Consider the following 1,477-nt stretch of genomic DNA (forward strand, 5'->3'; position numbering starts at 1 on the left):
GATGCCAGCGGCGATCAGAGCCAGACCACCTGCAACCGTAGCGAGGTCAGTGCCGTACTGGCCCAGCTTCGCGTTGATTGCGTCCACCTGGGTAGCCAGCTGCGGGTTGAAGATGCCCAGCTGCTGCTGGATCTGGGTGTTGGCGTTCTGGATCTGAGCGTTCGCCTGAGCAGCGAAGTCGGACAGACCCGGGATCTCCAACTGGGTAGCCAGACCGATCGGCAGCAGTGCGATCAGCGGCAGACCGAAGCCAACGGCGGTAGCGACACACTTACCGGTGTCGATGCCAACCTGTGCGGTGGCCTTGTTGCCAGAGCCATCCTCAACGGTGACCTTGTCGCCCGGCTTCAACTCGACGTTGGACGGAACGTTGATCTTCCAGTTGCCGTCCTTGTCGGTAGTGGTCTCAATGACCTTGCCGTTCGGCAGGGTGACCTTGATGTCCTCACCTGGACGGTCGCCCTTACCGGAGATGGTCTTGTCACCCGGCTTGATCGGGTTGACCTCCGGAGCGGTCTTGTCCTCAACGGTAACTACCGTGGAGTTGTCGTTACCGTCGGTGACGGTGATCTTGTCACCGTCATTCAGGTCGACATCAGCAGGGACATCGACAGACCAGTTGCCATCCTTGTCGGTCGTGGTCTCGATGACCTTGCCGTTCGGCAGCGTGACCTTGATGTCCTCACCCGGACGGTCACCCTTACCAGTGATCTTCTTATCGCCAGGCTTCACCGGATCCACAGTCGGTGCAGTGGTATCCGGGATGCTGCCCTCATCAGCAGGGTTCGAACCACCCTCGATCTCGTCCTTGTTCGAGATGCCGTCACCATCGAAGTCACCGTTCGGATCCAGCAAGGACTTACCGTCCTTGCCAACCAGATCGAACTTCGCGGTTGCGGAGTTCTTCGACTCATCGTTATAGGTGAAGTCAACATCTACCGACGGACGAACGTACGGAGTGAAGATCTCCTTGAACTTATCCCAGCTGCTATCAATGTTCGGCAGCTCAGACTTGATCTTGTCAGCGACTTTGTCGTAGCCAGGAGCCGTTGCCTCAACAACACCAGTGTTCGGGACGGTGTTGAAGGTCCAATCCTCATTGATAGACGGCTCGCCCTTTGCTTCCTTCACAGGAACATCGGTCTTGCCCTCAAACGGATCAGACGTCTCGGTCGTACCAGCCTCGACGTTCTTACGATCGCCGTAGTCCGGAGTGTTCTTCGCGGCATCCGACTTCGGATCAACGATGTTGACGTCGATCTCGCCGACCTTCTTGCCATCCTTATCGGTAACGATGACCTTGGCATCCTGCGGATCAGTACCCTCCGGAACGGTCACCTTGACGTTGCCGTCCTCGTCGATCTCAACATTGGAGCCCGGGATATCGTTGCCGTCCTTGTCGACAAGCTTGCCCTTTTCGTCACCGTTCGGGTTCTCAACCGTGCCGACAGTGTGCTCGCCACCATCAGCCGGAACC

The 1,477-nt window shown here is 57.7% G+C and carries 1 protein-coding gene; it reads right to left on the bottom strand.

The genetic code is table 11. The features are described 5' to 3' along the window. Positions 1-1,477 (bottom strand): Ig-like domain-containing protein (locus HMPREF3171_RS11965; RefSeq protein WP_168161859.1); only part of this gene is annotated, 1,477 nt, incomplete at both ends.

This window comes from Corynebacterium sp. HMSC08F01, assembly GCF_001807545.1.
Lineage (GTDB): Bacteria > Actinomycetota > Actinomycetes > Mycobacteriales > Mycobacteriaceae > Corynebacterium > Corynebacterium coyleae.